The organism is Oribacterium sp. P9 (assembly GCF_046365365.1).
Taxonomy (GTDB): domain Bacteria; phylum Bacillota; class Clostridia; order Lachnospirales; family Lachnospiraceae; genus Oribacterium.
Genome location: NZ_JBKEIS010000001.1, coordinates 351,101 through 367,643 on the forward strand (window position 1 = coordinate 351,101; position 16,543 = coordinate 367,643).

Consider the following 16,543-nt stretch of genomic DNA (forward strand, 5'->3'; position numbering starts at 1 on the left):
GGCATAGCCTTTTTTGTGCTATGATGATTGACGATTTTGTGTGTGTTTTTAGATTATTGAGGATAGAATGGCAAGTTTAAAAGAAGAAATCGAGAAGAGACGTACGTTTGCGATTATTTCTCACCCGGATGCCGGCAAGACGACACTGACGGAGAAGTTCCTTCTGTATGGAGGCGCGATCAATCTCGCAGGTACCGTCAAGGGGCGTAAGGCAACCAAGCATGCGGTTTCCGACTGGATGGAGATCGAGAAGCAGAGAGGTATTTCGGTTACCTCCTCTGTGCTTCAGTTTAATTATGAAGGAAAGTGCATTAACATCCTGGATACACCGGGACACCAGGACTTCTCGGAGGATACCTACCGGACACTCATGGCAGCCGACAGTGCGGTCATGGTCATCGATGGTGCGAAGGGTGTCGAGCCGCAGACCATCAAGCTGTTCAAGGTTTGTGTGATGCGCCATATCCCGATTTTTACCTTCGTCAACAAGTTTGACCGTGAGGCCCGGGATCCATACGAGCTGCTCGATGAGATCGAGAACGTCCTCGGTATTCACACCTGCCCGATCAACTGGCCGATCGGCTGTGGGCGTAACTTTAAGGGCGTCTATGACCGTGAGACTGAGATGGTGGAGCTCTTTACGGCAAACGCCGGCGGTACGAAGGCCGTGGCCGAGCAGGATGTTTCGGTGAATGATCCTGGCCTCAAGGACATGGTCGGCTTCGAGTATTATGATAAGCTGCAGGAGGACCTGGAGCTTCTCGATGGTGCCTCTGACGAGTATGACCAGGAGCGTGTCGATCGCGGCGACCTGACACCGGTCTTCTTCGGATCGGCGCTTACCAACTTCGGCGTTCGGACCTTCCTGGAGCACTTCCTGAAGATGACGCTGCCGCCACTTCCGAGAAGCAGTGACCAGGGCATCATCAGTCCGGTGGACGAGGCATTTTCTGCCTTCGTGTTCAAGATCCAGGCCAATATGGATCCGAAGCACCGTGATCGTGTGGCATTCATGCGTATCTGCTCCGGTGAGTTTGATGCCGGCATGGAAGTCAACCATGTGCAGACCGGTCGTAAGGTGAAGCTGAGCCAGCCGACCCAGATGATGGCGGATGAGCGTAAGATCGTGGAGAAGGCGTATGCGGGCGATATCATCGGTATCTTCGACCCGGGCATCTTTTCCATCGGTGATACACTGGAGCTTTCCAATAAGAAGTTTTCGTATGAAGGCATCCCGACCTTCGCACCGGAGCACTTCGCACGTGTGCGTCAGGTGGATACCATGAAGCGGAAGCAGTTCGTGAAGGGTATCTCGCAGATCGCACAGGAGGGTGCGATCCAGATCTTCCAGGAGTACAACACCGGTATGGAAGAGATCATCGTCGGCGTGGTCGGCGTTCTCCAGTTCGAGGTACTGAGCTTCCGTCTGAAGAACGAGTACAATGTTGAGATCAAGCTCGATCAGCTGCCATATGGTTATATCCGCTGGGTGGAGAACTACACCGAGGTCGACATCGATCATATCCAGGGAACCTCCGACATGAAGATCGTAAAGGATCTGAAGGATCGTCCGCTGTTGCTGTTTGCACACGAGTGGTCCGTCGGTATGGTACTCGAGCGGAATAAGGAACTGAAGCTGACGGAATTCAGCCGGAACTAAGGCGGCTTCTACTATTAAAAACGAAAGCCGGCGGCTGTGCACGCGGGTTTTCGATGAAAAAACTGTCATCTGACAGGAGCTATCATAGTTGAAAGGACAGACTGTTATGAATGAGAAAGTAAATAAGTGGATCGAAGAGCACATCGACGAGTATACAAGGGATCTGATCGATTTCTGCTCGATCAATTCTGTAAAGGGCGCATATGAGGAAGGAAAGCCGTATGGAGATGGTTCCTTCGATGCGCTGAATTTCGGTATCGATCTGGCAGCGAAGTATGGCTTCCCTGTGCAGAGCTACGACGGCTATGTAGGTACCGCCGATTTCGATCCTTCTCTTCCGAGATGCCTCGATATGCTGGCACATACTGATGTCGTACCGGCAGGCGAGGGCTGGACGGTGACGGAGCCGTTCAAGCCGATCGTGAAGGATGGCCGTATCTATGGCCGTGGCACCTCCGATGATAAGGGACCGCTTCTCTGTGCGCTGTATGCGATGCGTGCACTGAAGGAGACCGGTGTCGAGCTGAAGAAGGGCGTTCGTCTCATCATGGGTGCGGACGAGGAGACCGGCTCCGGTACCGATATCGCGAAGTACTATGCGACCGAGCCGGAGGCTGAGATGACCTTCTCTCCGGATGCCGAGTTCCCGCTCATCAACATCGAGAAGGGCCAGTTCCGTGGCACGATTTCGAAGACGGTAGAGGAGTCGACCGCACTCCCACGTCTCGTTTCACTCGAGGCAGGTCTTGCACTGAATGCCGTTCCTCAGAAGGCGACCCTTCGTTTCGAGGGTCTCGATATGAACCTCGCAGAGGCACCGATGAACGAGGTCAGCGAGCTCTGCGGTGTAGAGTGCACACAGACCGGTGTGGATGAAATCACCATCGTCGGTGTATCTGCACATGCGTCTACCCCAGAGGGTGGTAAGAACGCAGGTCTCGCTGCGATGATCCTGGCGACGAAGCTTCCGCTCGCTGCCTGTGCACAGATCGATGCGATTAAGGCTATGCTGGAGATCTTCCCGTGGGCGGAGACCGACGGTGCGCACCTCGGTATCAAGATGGAGGATGCGGAGTCCCATGCACTGACCTGTACACCGGACCTCTATCATGTGGATCCGTGCTATGTCGAGGTGAAGTTCGACAGCCGTACACCGGTGATGGCGACGAAGGAAAACTGTCAGGATGCAGCGGAGAAGACGGCGCATGCCCATGGCTTCGACTTCGAGACCCCGGGTATGATTCCGCCACACAGAGTGGCTGCAGACAGTGAATTCGTTCAGAAGCTGCTTCGTGCCTATGAGCAGGTGACTGGTCTCAAGGGTGAGGCGATGGCTATCGGCGGCGGTACCTACGTTCATGACATCAAGAATGGTGTGGCCTTCGGTGCGGTTCTTCCTGGCATCGACACGCACATGCATGGTGCGGATGAGTTTTTCGATCTCGAGAACATCGTGCTGGCGACCAAGGTCTATGCAGAAGCCATCATCGAGCTCTGCTCATAATACATAAAGAAACATCGAGAGTTGAGTCCGCTATAGGCACGCCCTATAGCGGACTATTGTTATTATGTATTTGCTTTTAGCTTATAGAAGTCGTAAACTGTGGACATTAAAAAGAGGCGGCGAGTGAAAGACGTCGAACCCGCGGCCTCGGGAGGATGTAGTATGGCAAAGGGTGATAAGATCATCCGGATGGTGAATATGGGCAAGACCTTTCACACCTCGAGTGGGGACGTGAATGCGCTCGATGACATCAATCTGGACATTCTGGAGGGCTCGGTACAGGGTATCATCGGTCTCTCCGGTGCGGGCAAGTCGACACTGGTCCGCTGTATCAATTATCTGGAGGTCCCGACGAGCGGACAGGTTCTCTTCGAGGGAAAGTCCCTCGGGGATATGAGTGATAAGGAGGTCCGGGAGGCACGTCGTAAGATGGGCATGATCTTCCAGCAGTTCAACCTGCTGGATCAGCGGAATCTTCTTCGGAATGTTACCTTCCCGCTGGAGATCGCAGGGGTCGAGAAGAAAAAGGCACAGGAGCGGGCGATGGAGCTGCTGAAGCTCGTCGGCCTCGAGGACAGGGTGAAGAACTATCCGTCCCAGCTGTCAGGTGGACAGAAGCAGCGAGTGGCGATCGCCCGGGCGCTCGCGACGAATCCGAAGGTGCTCCTCTGTGATGAGGCGACCTCGGCGCTGGATCCGAAGACCACGAAGCAGATCCTCGATCTTCTGAGGAAAATCAATCAGGAGATGGGCGTCACGGTCATCGTCATCACGCATCAGATGTCCGTCATCGAAGCCATCTGTGATAATGTCGCCATCATTGACCACAGTCACATCGCGGAAAGCGGTCCGGTATCGGAGGTCTTCAGTAATCCGAAGACAGAGATCGGACGCCGTCTGATCCTCGGGGATGGCAATGCCAATGCGATCCAGCCGGTGAACTTCGGCGACAGCGCGAATCCGAAGATCCGTATCATCTTCGATGGACAGAAGGCACATCGCCCGATCATCTCGGACATCGTACTGAGCTGCAACGCGCCGGTCAATATCCTCTTCGCCAACACGAAGGAGGTAGAGGGCCAGGCCGTCGGACAGATGGTCGTAGAGCTTCCGGACAGTGTGGAGGAGGCAGAACGCATCACCCACTATCTGAGATCGAACGATATCCGCTTTGAGGAGGTGAAGTAAGATGGATGCATCATCGATTTCCATGTATCTGAAGGAAACCTGGGCCACCATATATATGACCCTGATCTCGAGCAGTATCTCGTACCTGATCGGTATCCCGCTGGGCGTGATCCTGGTGGTGACAGATAAGGATGGCATCCATCCGATGACACCGGTTCATACGGTGCTCGGGGTGCTCATCAACATTTTCCGCTCGATTCCGTTCCTGATCCTGCTGGTGATGGTGCTGCCGCTGACGAAGATGCTCGTCGGCACGACACTGGGACCGAAGGCCATCATTCCACCGCTGATCATCGCATCGGCACCGTACATCGGACGTATGGTGGAGTCGAGTCTGAAGGAGGTCAATGCTGGCGTCATCGAGGCAGCGAAGTCCATGGGTGCGACGAACACGCAGATCATCTTCAAGGTGCTGCTGCCGGAGGCGAAGCCGAGTCTTCTCGTCGGTGCAGCCATCTGTATCACGACGATCCTCAGCTACTCGGCGATGGCCGGCTTCGTCGGTGGTGGCGGACTCGGTGCGATCGCACTGAACTATGGCTACTATCGTTATCAGACCGACATCATGCTGATCGCGGTCGCAGTACTGGTGATCCTCGTACAGATCATTCAGGAATTCTGGATGCGCTTAAGTGCGAAAACCGATAAGCGGGCCAGAAATTAACATTTGTATATCCCACTGGATATAAATAAACGATGCATATGGTATCGAAGAACCGGTCGAGGACCGGTGAGGAGGAAAAAATTATGAAGAAGAACATCACACTTGCACTTGCTGCTGTTCTCGCTGCTGCATCCCTTGCAGCCTGCGGTTCATCCAGCACACCAGAGGCAACCACTGCAGCTGCTACGACCGCCGCTGCAACCGAGGCAGCGACAGAGGCTGCAACGGAAGCGACGACAGAGGCTGCTGAGACGACCGCCGCTGCTGCAGAGGCATCCGACGCCATCGAGCCGCTCGCTGAGCCGGTCGACATCAAGATCGGTGCGACACCAAGCCCACACGCAGAGATCCTCGAGGCAGCGAAGGATGACCTTGCGGCCGCTGGTGTAAACATTGAAATTGTGACCTACAACGATTATGTACAGCCGAACCTCGCGACCGAGCAGGGTGAGATCCAGGCAAACTACTTCCAGCACCAGCCATACCTCGATGACTTCAATGCAGAGAACAGGACCAGCCTCGTATCTGTAGGCAAGATCCACTATGAGCCGTTCGGTATCTACGCCGGCAAGTCTTCTGATCTCGCAAACATCGCCGATGGTGCACAGATCGCGGTTCCGAACGATACCACCAACGAGGCACGTGCGCTTCTCCTCCTGCAGGATAACGGCATCATCACCCTGAAGGATGGTGCTGGTCTCAAGGCCACCAAGCAGGATATCGTCGAGAATCCGCACAATGTAGAGCTCCTCGAGGTAGAGGCTGCGCAGATTCCGAGATCGGTTGATTCCGTAGATTTCGCTTGCATGAACGGTAACTACGCGATCGAGGCTGGCTTCAAGCCGTCCGACGCACTGGTTCAGGAGGATCCGAACTCCGAGGCTGCACAGACCTATGGTAACATCGTCGCTGTAGCAGAGAAGGATAAGGACGCGGACTGGGCGAAGAAGCTCGTCGAGGTTCTTCAGTCGAAGAAGGTTGCAGATTTCATCAACGAGAAGTATGAGGGCGGTGTCATCCCTCTTCAGTAAAACGGATCGTGCAGACAGGAAGCAGCCATCCGTGTTGATTTCGACTGCATTGGCCAGAAAAAAGTGAACAGGCGACAGGCTCTGGAGAAAGCTCCAGGGCCTGTTTTTTCGTGCGTTCGACGAGTCACGCGGGCGCGTGAAGCGGACGGATATAAAAAAGAGAATGGAAAGAGCGGGTGCCATAACTTTTGCATTTGACCCTTCCTATTTTGCTCCTGTCGTAGTATAGTAGACTCTGCACACAAGATATAGTATATGAGCAGTAGTATAAAAACAATATTTTGCAAACCGTTAACTATAAAAAAGAAAAATCCGTCGGACGGAATAAAAGAGAAAAGGGAGAACAGTCATGGGAACACAGGAAAAGGACCTCGCGTCGAGGCAGAACGTCATCAAGCGAAATGGTAAGGAGGTAAACTTCGATATCTCGAAGATCGCGAATGCGATCCGGAAGGCGAACAAGGAGGTCGAGCCGATCTACCAGATGAATGAGTACCAGATCGAGGGCATCGCGGAAAACGTAGCGGGCCAATGCGCGAAGCTGGACCGTGCGGTTTCTGTCGAGGAGATCCAGGATATGGTCGAGACCGGCATCATGGAGATGCGTGGCTATGAGGTCGCACAGAAGTACGTGCGCTATCGCTATACCCGTGAGCTGGCGCGTAAGGCGAATACCACCGATGAAGAAATCCTGTCCCTTCTCGATCAGTCAAACGAGGAGGCGAAGCAGGAAAACTCGAATAAGAATCCGGTGATCAACTCCACACAGCGTGACTATATGGCCGGCTATGTATCGAGAGACCTCACCAACCGTGTGCTTCTCCCGGAGGAGATCACGAAGGCACACCGCGAGGGCATCATCCACTTCCATGATTCTGATTACTTCGCACAGCGTGAGCACAACTGTGATCTCGTGAATCTCGAGGATATGCTGCAGAACGGCACCGTGATCTCCGGCACCATGATCGAGAAGCCGCACAGCTTCTATACGGCCTGCAATATCACGACACAGATCATCGCGCAGGTGGCATCGAACCAGTATGGCGGACAGTCCTTCACCCTCAGCCACCTGGCACCGTTCGTGGACGTATCCCGTCAGAAGATCACGGGCCGCGTGCTGGAGGAGAATGCAGAGGCCGGCGTGAGCATGACCGACGAGCAGGTACGGAAGGTCGTGGAGAAGCGCCTGGAGGAGGAGGTCGTACGTGGAGTACAGACCATCCAGTATCAGATGATCACCCTCATGACCTGTAACGGCCAGGCACCGTTCGTTACGATGTTCATGTACCTCGATGAGGTACCGGCGGGGCAGACCCGTGATGACCTCGCGATGGTCATCGAGGAGGTTCTGAAGCAGCGCATGCAGGGCGTCAAGAATGAGAAGGGTGTCTGGATCACACCGGCCTTCCCGAAGATCATCTACGCACTGGATGAGGACAATATCTATCCGGAGAGCAAGTACTACTACCTGACGGAGCTGGCAGCGAAGTGCACCGCGAAGCGCATGGTACCGGACTACATCTCAGCGAAGAAGATGCGGGAGTATAAGGGCGATGTTTATCCGTGCATGGGCTGTCGTTCCTTCCTGACACCGGATAACGAGCAGCAGCCGGAGGGCCTCTGCAACGATGATAATAAGGCCGATGCCGGCAACTTCGTGAAGGGTCAGCATAAGTATTACGGCCGCTTCAACCAGGGCGTGGTGACGATCAACCTCGTGGACGTGGCCTGCTCCGCCCATGGCGATATGGAAGCCTTCTGGCGCATCTTCGATGAGCGCCTGGAGCTCTGCCATCGTGCACTCCGTATCCGTCATGAGCGCCTGATGGGCACCACCTCGGATGTCGCACCGATCCTCTGGCAGTATGGTGCACTGGCTCGTCTCAAGAAGGGCGAGAAGATCGATAAGCTTCTCTTCGGAAACTACTCCACCCTGTCCCTCGGCTACGCCGGCCTCTATGAGATGTGCGTACGCATGACCGGCAAGTCCCATACCGATCCGGAGGCGAAGCCGTTTGCACTGAAGGTTATGCAGCATCTGAATGACAAGTGCGCCGAGTGGCGAAAGGAAGAAAACATCAGCTACTCACTCTATGGCACACCGATGGAGTCGACGACCTACAAGTTTGCGAAGGCCCTCCAGAAGCGCTTCGGTATGATCGAGGGTGTTACGGATCACAACTACATCACGAACTCCTATCATGTGAATGTTCGTGAGAAGATCGATGCCTTCACGAAGCTGAAGTTCGAGGCGGATTTCCAGAAGCTGTCACCGGGCGGTGCCATCTCCTATGTCGAGGTGCCGAACATGCAGAACAACATCCCGGCGGTGCTCAGTGTCATGAAGTTCATCTACGACAACATCATGTATGCCGAGCTCAACACGAAGTCGGACTACTGTGAGTGCTGCGGCTACGACGGTGAGATCCAGATCATCGAGGATGAGCATGGAAAGCTCGTCTGGGAGTGCCCGAACTGCGGAAACCGTGATCAGACGAAGATGTCGGTTGCGCGTAGAACCTGCGGCTATATCGGCACTCAGTTCTGGAACCAGGGACGGACACAGGAAATCAAGGATAGAGTGCTTCACCTGTAAATCTATAACTCTATCTCAAATATAATAACGCTATCGCAAGTAAGACGCAGAACAGCTGGATCAGGTGACCGGTCCAGCTGTTCTGGAAACGGCGGGAGGTGCAGAGGTGCATTACGCAGAAATAAAGTATTTTGATATCGCGAACGGTCCGGGGGTTCGAGTGAGCCTGTTTGTTTCGGGCTGCACACATAAGTGCCCGGGCTGCTTCAACGAGATCGCCTGGCCGTTTGATTATGGACAGGAATTCACGAAGGAAACGGAGGATGAGATTCTCCGGAACCTTGCAGACCCGGCATACCAGGGTCTGACGCTGCTCGGCGGGGAGCCGATGGAGCCGCAGAACCAGCCGGCCGTGCTGTCCCTCGTACGCCGCTTTAAGGCCCTGTATCCGGAGAAGGATCTCTGGTGCTTCAGCGGTTACCTCTATGACCGCGATCTTCTCGGAAAGATGGTGACAGAGGTGCCGGAAACGAAGGAGCTTCTAAGCTACATCGATGTTCTCGTGGATGGGCCGTTTATCATGGCGGAGAAGGATGTGACCCTGCTGTTCAAGGGCTCGTCAAATCAGCGGACCATCGATGTGCAGAAGTCGCTGCAGGCCGGCCACATCATACAGTGGGATCCGGGTGAAGACACAACAATTTCACATACGGCACATCTCTAGATGTGGTATACTTATGGAGCTGTGAAGAACAGCTCCGTTTTGATTATGCACGCAAAGCGTCCGGCTTCGTACCTGCTTCGGCGGGTGAAGACGATGTCGGATAGCTGGATGAAAGGAACATGCGTGCATGCTGAAGATATCCATGGAGGATAGAGCCTATGATGACAAATACTCAGATTCGTGCCTTCGCCCGGAACCAGCTGCGTGGCAACTGGGGCGCGGTGATCGGTGCCGGCTTTCTGATTCTGTTTTCGATGTTCGCATATTTCGTAGTGCTGTATGCGGTCGTTGTTCTCGGCAGCTTTTCGCCGCTGTTCGGGCACTCCACCGTCTGGTCACTTCGGATGGATCCGGCTGTGCCACTCGCCATCCAGACACTGCTCGGCATCGTGATCGCCGCGCTCCTCTTTCTCGGGCTCTGGCTCTATGCCGGCCTGTCACTGGGGATGCAGCAGATGTATTTCGCGGTCGCACGTGGCCGCCGCGTCCGCGTGACGGATGTGTTTCATGGCTTCCGGAACCTTCCGCACATGACGCACTTCTTCGGTACGCTTCTCGTGATCTGGTTCATCCAGATCGTGCTGGAGATCCCACAGATCATGATCGGGCATCACTACGGTACCGGCACCTTCGATTACCGCGTGACGCAGACGATCACGAGCTTCATCGTGTATGTGATCGGTCTGTACCTCTCGATGGCAGCGCTGGCCTCCGCGGACCATCCGTCGATGCGCGCCTGGACGGCACTCCGAACCTCGCTTCATATGATGCGAAATAAGAAGATGAAACTGCTCGGTCTGTATCTCAGCTTTTTCGGCTGGGTACTGCTCATGGTCTTCACCCTCGGTCTCGCCGGCATCTTCGTGCAGCCCTACCTCAGTCAGGCGGTGACGATCTTCTACCTCAGCGCCTATAGTGATGACTATCCGTCCGGTGTCGAGGAGGCAGAGTACCGCGAGGTGGAGGAGGCAGACTATCGTGAAGTGAAGGAGCCTGCCGATCGGGCGACGCAGGATACGGGCGTCCACCCGAGCGATGAGAAAACCGCATCTCGAAGCTTCGATGATGTACGTAGAGAATATACGCAGGAAAGCGTAGGAACAGACACGGATACAGAAGGAGAGAATCTATGAAGTGCCCGTTTTGTAATGCAGAGGATACCCGGGTCATCGACTCCAGACCGGCGGATGAGAACACGGCCATCCGTCGGCGCCGCCAGTGCGAGCTGTGTGGCAAGCGCTTCACCACCTATGAGAAGCTCGAGACCATGCCGATGATGGTGATCAAGAAGGACCAGAGTCGCGTGCCATACGATCGCTCGAAGATCGAGGCCGGCATCATCCACAGCTGCCACAAGCGCCCGATCTCCACGGCGCAGATCAACCGGATGGTGGACGAGATCGAGAACGAGATTTTCTCGACCGGGGAGAAGGAGGTTCCGACCTCCCGCATCGGAGAGCTCGTCATGGATAAGCTGAAGTCCGTGGATCAGGTCGCCTATGTCCGTTTCGCCTCGGTTTACCGGGAGTTTAAGGACGTGAACACCTTCGTGGAGGAGATCGGTAAGCTGCTTACGAATCAGGCACAGCACAGCAGTGCGGAGTAAGCGCAGGACAAGCGTAGACGAGACAGAATAAGGCGGAGAGAGTATGGAAAAAGTGAAGGTATGTGTTCCGATTACCGGACAGAATCAGACAGAGATTGAGCAGCAGGCCCACGCCATCGCAGCGACCGACGCGGACGTCGTGGAGTGGCGTTTCGACCTCGCGATGGCGCTCTATCCGTCGGTACAGGGGGCCAATGCACACACTCGGGATGCCGCGGAAGATGGCAGCAGTGCAGAGATCGATGCGGCTTCGGAGGACGCCCGGCAGCTGCAGGCGATGATCGCACGCCTTCGGGCACTGCTTCCCGGAAAGGAGCTGCTTTTCACGATCCGTACACAGCGACAGGGAGGAAGCTTCCCGAACGATGCGGCAGCGTACCGGCGGTTCTGCACCCTGGCGCTTGCATCCGCGCGGCTCGATTACCTCGATCTCGAGGATACGACACCGGCAGAGGACAGCCGTGCGCTGATGACGCTTGCCCATGAAATGGGCGTTCGCGTCATCGCGTCCTACCACGACTTCGAGAAAACACCGGCGGTCGAGGAAATCCTCGAGAAGCTTCGCGCGCTTCGGGCGACGGGCGCCGATATCCTGAAAGCGGCCTACATGCCGACGAAAACCTCGGATGTCGCCACGCTTCTTCTAGCGACGGCCCGTTTCCGGGAGGAGGATGCGGCGACGCATCCGCTCATCACGATGTCGATGGGAGAGATCGGTCAGATCAGCCGACTCGTCGGTGGGGCCTTTGGCTCCATGCTCACCTTTGCGACGGTCGGAGAGAGCAGTGCACCTGGACAGATGCCGATCGAAGCGGTGCGGGCAGCGCTGACACAGCTTTCGCTTCATTAGTGATGGAGAGACCGGAGGGCTGGCGACAGAAGAGTGAAGCTTCTGCTGCCAGCCCTTTTTGTGCATCCAGGGGAACAGTGTATGGCCATATTTACCAGTTATGATTGTAAAAGCAAATGTCTTATGGTAATATGTTACGGTATTCAACATTGAATCCTGCTCTGCTTACGCAGGATTCATCCAGGTAGCTCCTGGAACGTCATATCAAAATGGAACGTGCTGCTTCGTTCCAATCATATTAAAGGGGGATTTTAATATGGCAGAAGACAAAAACTCTAGAAGTGGGCTCTGGCTCGGTGGCCTTCCTTGGTGGCAGGCTCTCATTTGTATCGTACTGGTACTTCTTCCGGTCTATGTGACGAAGATGAAGGACGGTAACCCGGTGATGCTGGCCGCAACGACCATGACATCGGTACTGGGTATCTGCTTCGGCTTCGCAGTCATCTTTAACGAGATCGGTGAGCGTGTTCCGATCTGGAATAAGTACATCGGTGGCGGACTTCTCGCAACCTTCTTCGGTGTCGCTCTCCTCAGACAGTTCGGTCTGATTCCGGAGGCAGGACTCGATGCAATCAACTCCTTCATCTCAGATGATGCGAATTTCCTTGAACTCTTCATCGTTATGCTGATTGTCGGCTCTGTGCTTTCACTTGAGCGTGACATCCTGATCCGTTCCTTCGCAGGTTATATCCCAGCGATCCTCGGCGGACTTCTCGCAGCAACGATTCTCGGTGGTATCACAGGTGCCATCTTCGGTATTCCGTTTGCAGATACCCTGATCAAGTACACACTTCCGATCATGGGTGGTGGTAATGGTGCAGGTGCCGTTCCGCTCTCTCAGATTTATGAGCAGGTAACCGGTGATGCTGCAGCGAACTACTATTCCTTCGCGATCATCGTACTGACCATCGCAAACATCTTCTGTATCATCGCTTCCGCAGCGCTGAACGCACTCGGTGAGAAGGTTCCGACCCTGACCGGTGATAAGAAGACCCTGATCCGTGGTGCAGAGGAGCTTGCAAGAGACGATCAGAAGGTGAAGACCGACAACAACGACCTCGCAGGCGCACTTCTTCTTGCATTCGCATGCTTCGCTGTCGGCGAGCTCATGAGCGGTAAGATCCTTCCGAAGATCGCAGGTGCACCGATTCATAAGTATGCGTACATGATCGTGTTCGTCGTTATCCTTGCAGCAACCGGTCTCATCCCTGCCAGAGTACGTGCTGGTGCGAAGAGACTGCAGAGCTTCTTCTCCGGTCAGCTCGGTATCATCATCATGGTCGGCATGGGCGCAGACTTCAACCTCGCAGAGCTCTTTAACGCGATCGCTCCGAAGAACATCATCATGGCACTCATGATCGTGATCGGTGCCATCATCGGTTCCGCAGCGGTTGGTTACCTCGTAGGCTTCTATCCGATCGATTCCGCGATCACCGCTGGTCTTTGCATGGCAAACCGTGGTGGTAACGGCGACCTCGCGTGCCTCGGTGCTGCAGACCGTATGGATCTGATCGCTTACTCACAGCTTTCTTCTCGTCTTGGTGGCGGTATCGTCCTCATCATCGCAGCCTTCGTATTCTCCTTCATGCTGTAATACGCGCTGTAGAGAAACTGACAATTGAATATGGCAGAACCATAAGCAGCTGGTTCAGTATGGGTCGTCCATCGCGGGCGACCCTTTTTGATAAGAGCTTCATCACATCCATAAAGGGGGATTTTCTATGATCGTTTACTACAAGCGGATGGCGAACGCCATCATGCTTCTCGGCGCGGTGCTCGGCGGTGTCTTCGGCCTCATCTATTTTCACGGGCGGATTCTGAATAATCCGGATAAGACAGCGGTGTTCGTCTGGGCACTCTGGGTATTCACCGGCGTCATCGTCGGGCGTCTGCTCGCCGCGATGCTCGCGAATAAGCGTCTGCAGGCCGTGCAGAAACAGCTCTATACCGATACGGATCCGGCCGGCTTCCTGCAGAACTTCGAGGCGGTCAATGCCCGTGTCCCAAAGAATCTCGCAGAGTATGCGAACGGTCAGCACTGGATTTCCTTTGCGAAGGAAGCGCTCGGTGATTTCGAGGGTGCCTGGGATGCGGTGAAGGATCTGAAGCCGGACGAACTTCGTATCCATGCGCTGACGAGCTCTGCTCTCATCGTAAATCAGAAGGCAAATCTGCAGATTCTGCGCGGTGATCTCGAGGCGGCGAGCTTTCAGATCGAGGATCTGAAGAAGCTGAAGGTGGTTTCGGAAAAGCGTGCCGCACGGCTCGCTGAAAACCTCGCGCAGCAGATTCGTGTGCATGAGGCGCGGATCGCGGCGGCAGAGGGACGCCTGGATGCGGACATCCCGTATCTCGAGGAGGAGGTTCAGTACGCCGGAAATGCCATCTACCGGAAGGAGATGCAGCTTGAGCTCGCCGAGTATGCGCTTCGTACCGGTGATCAGGAGAAGGCGAATGCTTATCTTGAGGCCATCATCGCAGACCGGAAGGGTCTGTATACCGAGAAACGCGCCGATGAACTCCTCGCACATCCGGAGGCATATACGAAATATACGAAGGCCTTCCGCGACGAGCACGGTGAGAAAATCGGCGAAGAGGACAGTGACGGCTTCGTGGTTATCCGGGAGTGATGACCGGTGCGTCTTTTAAGCGTAAGCGTTCAGCTAAGGGGCCCCTTAGCTGAACTGTTACCCGAACGATAAAGAGAATAGAGAAAAAAGTGGATTTATCTTGCAAGATATATGAATATCTGCTATGACTAATATGTTTGCGGGTTCTGATGGACCTGCTTTTTATGCGTTTTATCATATCTGCCATGGGGCAGGAGGGGTAGAAATGAAAATCGAAGCGAAGAGGGATCTGCGCCGTCTGATTACCGTGGTGCTGGCCTCGCTCTTGATGGCGATCAATATCAAAACATTTGTCCGTACCGGTGGACTCTATCCGGGTGGTGCGACGGGACTGACGATCCTGATCCAGCGTATCAGCCAGATGTATCTGCCACATGAGATTCCATACTCGCCGATCAATATCCTGCTGAATGCGATCCCGGTCTATATCGGTTTCCGCTTCATCGGAAAGAAGTTCACCTTCTTCTCGCTGATCATGATTCTCCTGACCGGCTTTTTCACCGATATGATGCCGGCGCATGTAATCACCTATGACACCCTGCTGATCGCCGTCTTCGGCGGTATCATCAACGGTGTGGTCATCAGCCTCTGCCTGAGTGTAGATGCGACCACCGGTGGTACGGATTTCATCGCCATCTACCTCAGCCAGAAGTGCGGCATGGAGACCTGGAACCTGATTCTCGGCTTCAATGTCCTGATTCTCGGTGCCGCTGGTGTGCTTTTCGGCTGGGATAAGGCGCTGTATTCGATCGTGTTCCAGTATGTGTCCACCCAGACCCTGCATACCCTCTACCGTGATTTCCAGCGCCAGACGCTCTTTGTCGTTACGGATAAGGCAGAGGAGATCGCGAAGATGATCTTCGATGAAACCCATCATGGTGCGTCCATCATGCACGCCGAGGGTTCCCATGAGCATAAGGATCATCAGGTGCTCTACTCCGTCATCGCGGCGGACAGCGCCCGTCATGTGATCAAGCGCATCCGTGATATCGATGCGCATGCCTTCGTGAACTCCATCCGCACGACCGAGCTCTCCGGACGCTTCTACATGAAGCCGAAGGATTAAATCTGAATAAACGTAAAAGCCGCGCACAGTCGTATGCTGTGGGCGGCTTTTTATGTCCGGGCAATGTCTCCGGCGGGTATGTCATCTCGTCACGGGAATTTCGTGCTTCGCCCGGCGACTCCGGGCGGCGAGGACGGGAGTCTCAGCTGAATTTCTTTCGGAGAATCTCGAGCAGGTACTCGTCGGCCTTCGAGAGAAAGGCACCCTTCAGTGTCGCGATGCAGAGATCCCAGTAGGCCGGGTAGGAGGCATCGATCGAGAAGAAGGCCGGCGGGTTTTCGAAACTGTTTGCGGCGACATACTCGGATGGGAGCATGGTCACGCCCATGCCCTCGGCGGCGAGCTTCTCGAGGCTCATGTAGTTTCGGCACAGAAGGCGGATCTCTGGCTGGATCCCGGCCTTCCGCAGCACGGAATCCGTGACATGGCGGATACGCTGCTCCTTATGCAGCGTCAGCAGCGGCTGGTCGGCGAGCAGCTTTACATCCAGCACCGGATAAGGATAGCCCGGCGTCGGTACAGCCTTTTCAGTCAGTGGATTATTCCGGGACATCGCGATGATAAAGGAATAGCGCTTCAGTACCTCGTATTGAAGTGACGGGTTCGCGAGCACATCGTAGACCGGCGCATGCATGATGGAGAAGTCCATCTCGCCGGAGATCAGATGCTGCTCCTGCGGTTCAGTGGAGCCCTCGAACAGGTCGATGGAGATGCCCGGATAGAGTGCATTGTACTCTGGAAGAATCTGCGGCAGGACGATCGCACCGAGGTGATGCGTGACACCGAAGCTGATATGACCGACCTTCAGATCATTGATATCCGTGATTTCCGATGAGAAGTCATCATAGATCTTCAGCACCTGGCAGGCCATCTGATAGTACTTTTCACCGGCGAAGGTGAGCTTCAGACCATCGGGGCTGCGCACGAAGATTTTCGTGCCGATCGAGTCCTCGATGCGCTGCAGTGACTGCGAGAGCGAAGGCTGCGTGACGAAGAGCTTCTTTGCAGCCTTCGAGATATTGCCGGTGTCGGCGGTGGTTTTTACATAGAGAAGTTCACGTGTGGTCATAATCTATCCTTCCAT

At 54.8% G+C, this 16,543-nt stretch carries 14 protein-coding genes; 13 read left to right on the top strand and 1 reads right to left on the bottom strand.

What is annotated here, in order from left to right:
- Nucleotides 1-67 precede the first annotated feature (67 nt).
- The 13 genes from ACK8P7_RS01470 to ACK8P7_RS01530 all read left to right on the top strand — a co-directional run bounded on the left by ACK8P7_RS01470 (nt 68) and on the right by ACK8P7_RS01530 (nt 15,459).
- Nucleotides 68-1,660 carry a peptide chain release factor 3 gene (locus ACK8P7_RS01470; RefSeq protein WP_410042445.1) on the top strand — a complete coding sequence of 531 codons (1,593 nt, stop codon included), beginning with the start codon at nt 68-70 and terminating at the stop codon, nt 1,658-1,660.
- Nucleotides 1,661-1,766: 106 nt separating this feature from the next.
- A complete protein-coding gene (locus ACK8P7_RS01475; RefSeq protein ID WP_410042446.1) occupies nt 1,767-3,164 on the top strand; it encodes a Sapep family Mn(2+)-dependent dipeptidase in 1,398 nt (465 codons plus the stop codon).
- Between the two features lie 162 nt (nt 3,165-3,326).
- On the top strand, nt 3,327-4,352 hold the full coding sequence (locus tag ACK8P7_RS01480; protein ID WP_410042447.1) for a methionine ABC transporter ATP-binding protein: 1,026 nt from the start codon (nt 3,327-3,329) through the stop codon (nt 4,350-4,352).
- Between the two features lies 1 nt (nt 4,353).
- Complete coding sequence (locus tag ACK8P7_RS01485; protein WP_410042448.1) at nt 4,354-5,016, top strand: methionine ABC transporter permease; 663 nt, start codon at nt 4,354-4,356, stop codon at nt 5,014-5,016.
- 83 nt (nt 5,017-5,099) lie between these two features.
- On the top strand, nt 5,100-6,047 hold the full coding sequence (locus tag ACK8P7_RS01490) for a MetQ/NlpA family ABC transporter substrate-binding protein (RefSeq protein WP_410042449.1): 948 nt from the start codon (nt 5,100-5,102) through the stop codon (nt 6,045-6,047).
- A 349-nt stretch (nt 6,048-6,396) separates the two neighbouring features.
- A complete protein-coding gene (gene nrdD, locus ACK8P7_RS01495; RefSeq protein ID WP_410042450.1) occupies nt 6,397-8,643 on the top strand; it encodes an anaerobic ribonucleoside-triphosphate reductase in 2,247 nt (748 codons plus the stop codon).
- A gap of 106 nt (nt 8,644-8,749) precedes the next feature.
- Nucleotides 8,750-9,307: an anaerobic ribonucleoside-triphosphate reductase activating protein gene (gene nrdG, locus ACK8P7_RS01500; RefSeq protein WP_410042451.1), complete on the top strand. Its 558-nt coding sequence runs from the start codon at nt 8,750-8,752 to the stop codon at nt 9,305-9,307.
- A 158-nt stretch (nt 9,308-9,465) separates the two neighbouring features.
- Nucleotides 9,466-10,440, top strand: a complete 975-nt coding sequence (locus ACK8P7_RS01505; protein ID WP_410042452.1) for a DUF975 family protein — start codon at nt 9,466-9,468, stop codon at nt 10,438-10,440.
- A complete protein-coding gene (gene nrdR, locus ACK8P7_RS01510) occupies nt 10,437-10,913 on the top strand; it encodes a transcriptional regulator NrdR (RefSeq protein WP_410042453.1) in 477 nt (158 codons plus the stop codon). The genes ACK8P7_RS01505 and nrdR overlap by 4 nt, the downstream gene beginning before the upstream one ends.
- 43 nt (nt 10,914-10,956) lie before the next feature.
- Nucleotides 10,957-11,763: a type I 3-dehydroquinate dehydratase gene (gene aroD, locus ACK8P7_RS01515; protein WP_410042454.1), complete on the top strand. Its 807-nt coding sequence runs from the start codon at nt 10,957-10,959 to the stop codon at nt 11,761-11,763.
- A 256-nt stretch (nt 11,764-12,019) separates the two neighbouring features.
- A complete protein-coding gene (locus tag ACK8P7_RS01520; protein WP_410042455.1) occupies nt 12,020-13,357 on the top strand; it encodes a 2-hydroxycarboxylate transporter family protein in 1,338 nt (445 codons plus the stop codon).
- 127 nt (nt 13,358-13,484) lie between these two features.
- Nucleotides 13,485-14,393 (top strand): hypothetical protein, encoded by a 909-nt coding sequence (locus ACK8P7_RS01525; protein WP_410042456.1) that lies wholly within the window; start codon nt 13,485-13,487, stop codon nt 14,391-14,393.
- Nucleotides 14,394-14,598: 205 nt separating this feature from the next.
- Nucleotides 14,599-15,459 (top strand): YitT family protein, encoded by an 861-nt coding sequence (locus ACK8P7_RS01530; RefSeq protein ID WP_410042457.1) that lies wholly within the window; start codon nt 14,599-14,601, stop codon nt 15,457-15,459.
- Between the two features lie 142 nt (nt 15,460-15,601).
- Here ACK8P7_RS01530 and ACK8P7_RS01535 read toward each other — a convergent pair whose 3' ends face one another.
- Nucleotides 15,602-16,528: a LysR family transcriptional regulator gene (locus ACK8P7_RS01535; protein ID WP_410042458.1), complete on the bottom strand. Its 927-nt coding sequence runs from the start codon at nt 16,526-16,528 to the stop codon at nt 15,602-15,604.
- Nucleotides 16,529-16,543: the final 15 nt, after the last annotated feature.